Here is a 2,366-nt window from a genome sequence, read left to right as displayed (position 1 = left end):
CCCCGGGCGAAGTGCACGCCGAGTTCCAGGAATTGCAACTCACGGCATGAATTGCTCTGCCAGACCCTGTCCGAAAAACGCGAGGCCCCTCACGAATAGCTGACACGCCCGAGCCGGGCCTTGCGTGCCATCCGGTGCCGAATGGTTACGGTGAGGTGTGGCCAGTTGCGACACCGAACGCCGTGGACGGGTTGGTCGGCCGGGGTACGGGGCCGCGGCGGGCGTGTTCGCTGTCGGGATGATGGGCACCACCCTGCCGACGCCGCTGTATGAGCTGTACCGGCGGCAGATCGGGTTCTCCGAGCTGATCGTGACCGTGGTGTTCGCCGTCTACGCGGTGGGCGTGATTGCCGCCCTGCTGGTCGCCGGTGACTTCTCCGACGTGCTGGGGCGGCGCCCGATGCTGTGGTGCGCGCTCGGGCTGTCCGCGCTGAGCGCGGTCTGCTTCCTGTGTGAGGGCGGGCTGCCCCTACTGTACGTAGGACGGGTCCTGTCGGGTTTCTCCGCCGGTCTGTTCAGTGGCACCGGTACCGCTGCGGTCCTGGAACTGGCGCCGGCCGAGCGCCGCGCACGCGCCGCGCTCGCGGCGACCGCCGCCAACATGGGCGGCCTCGGATTCGGCCCCCTCTTCTCCGGTCTCCTCGCTCAGTACGCGCCATGGCCGCTGAAGCTGCCTTTCCTTGTCCATCTGGTCCTGCTGGGGCTGTCTGCCGCCGTCACCTGCCTGCTCCCGGAAACCGCGCGTCCGAGCAGCCCTCGGCTCCCGCTGCGGCCGCAGGGCATGTCGGTCCCGCCCGAGGTGCGCGGCGTGTTCGCACCCTGCGCCCTCGCGGCGTTCGCCGGCTTCTCGCTGCTGGGCCTGTTCACCGCGGTTGCCCCGGACTTCCTCGTCCGGACGCTGGGCGAGCACAATCTGGCGGTGGTCGGCGCTGTCGTCTTCTGCGTGTTCTGTGCCTCCACCGGCGGGCAGCTCCTCATGGGATGGGTCGGCGTGCGCAAGGCTCTGCCATGGGGATGCCTGGTGCTCCTCGCGGGCTTCCTGCTGGTGGGAGCCTCCCTGCTGTTGGCGTCGCTGCCATTACTTCTCCTGGGCGCCGTCACCGGCGGCGTGGGGCAGGGCATGGCGTTCCGCGCGAGCCTGACCGAGGTGGGCTCTGCGGCACCGGACGCCCGCCGGGGCGCCACCATCTCGGCGTTCTTCGTGGTCGCGTATGTGGGGATCTCGCTGCCCGTGGTGGGGATCGGTGCCCTGGGGGTGGTACTCGGGGTGCGGGACGCCGGCGTGATCTTCACGGGGTGCGCGGTTCTCGTCGTCTCGGCAGTGGGCACCCGTCTGTGGCGGCGGCCACTCGCAGCTCTGTGAAACCGCAGCGCTCTACTCCCCAGCAGTGCCATCGCCCTGCGCAGATCCAGCCTCAACAGCTGTGCACGCATGCAACTTGACGGCCGGTAGTCGCCTGACGCTCCGTTTTCCGGGACGGTTTCTTCGAACAGGTGGACGGCCGTTCCGGTCGGCATGCGGCGCACCGGAATCGGGCAACTCGGAGCTGCCCGGAACGGGCCCGTGCGGCCTGCGCGGGCTGGCTGCCGCACTCCGGCCGCAGTACCCTTCGCCGAGCCTCCGGGCAGGTGCTCAGCGGCCCGTCCACGGCCTCCACTATCGGCGTGTGCGGCACCTGGAAGCGGCGTTGAGCCCGGCCACCAACCAACACTAAACACGTGCAGAGGGTCAGGGCCTCGGCCTGCCGTTCGTCGGTGGCAGCAGCAGGTCCGCGAGCTCGTCGAGCAGTGCGATGATCCGCTCGGCGCGGCCGGGGTCCGTACTGGCTCTGGCGATCGTCTCGTCGGCGGGGCGGTCGGCGCGAGCGTGCACGGCTCGGCGTGCCCGGTCGGTCAGGCGTATCAGGGTCCGGCGGCCGTCGCCGGGGTCGGGAACCGTCTCCAGCAGGCCGCGTTCACGCAGGCGGCCCACCGAAGCGGAGACATGGCTCTGCGCGAAGCCGGTACGGGCGACGATCTCCCGGACGGAGCAGTCAGGGCGGCGGAACGCATCGGCGATGACGGCCACCTCGCCCGGGGTGAGCGACGTCGGGCCGGCCTGTTCCTGGCCTGGATCCGCTGGCGCTTCGTCCACATGGGCTTCCTTCGCTCGTTCGTCTCCATCGCGATCGGCGGGGCGGTCATCGCCGGCGTCAGCGCCGCGCTCGGCGCCGCCGGCTGACCCGGTTCACGCCCATGTGCGTCACTTCTCCATGTCCAGCACCGCCATCATGCTGACCATCCCCTCGTAGCGTGGAGCCCGTGATTGCAGGGGAAGTTGGGATTCATGGGGTCCAAGAAGAAGCCGCCGTACGACGCCGAGTTCC

General features: G+C 70.1%; 2 protein-coding genes. One reads left to right on the top strand and one right to left on the bottom strand.

Going from position 1 to position 2,366, the window contains the following annotated elements; translation table 11 throughout:
• Positions 1 to 238 precede the first annotated feature (238 nt).
• A complete protein-coding gene (locus tag ACZ3TS_RS42760) occupies positions 239 to 1,363 on the top strand; it encodes an MFS transporter (protein ID WP_467628604.1) in 1,125 nt (374 codons plus the stop codon).
• 366 nt (positions 1,364 to 1,729) lie between these two features.
• Here ACZ3TS_RS42760 and ACZ3TS_RS42755 read toward each other — a convergent pair whose 3' ends face one another.
• Positions 1,730 to 2,134: a MarR family winged helix-turn-helix transcriptional regulator gene (locus tag ACZ3TS_RS42755; RefSeq protein ID WP_467628601.1), complete on the bottom strand. Its 405-nt coding sequence runs from the start codon at positions 2,132 to 2,134 to the stop codon at positions 1,730 to 1,732.
• Between the last annotated feature and the right edge of the window lie 232 nt (positions 2,135 to 2,366).

The organism is Streptomyces sp. NPDC022910 (assembly GCF_055561075.1).
The sequence above is the reverse complement of the archived record's forward strand: the minus strand, read 5'-3'. Positions and strand labels throughout refer to the sequence as shown.

Bases quoted from the DNA above. Each gene is read 5' to 3' on its own strand.
- ACZ3TS_RS42760 (WP_467628604.1), top strand. From the start codon at position 239: ATGATGGGCACCACCCTGCCGACGCCGCTGTATGAGCTGTACCGGCGG.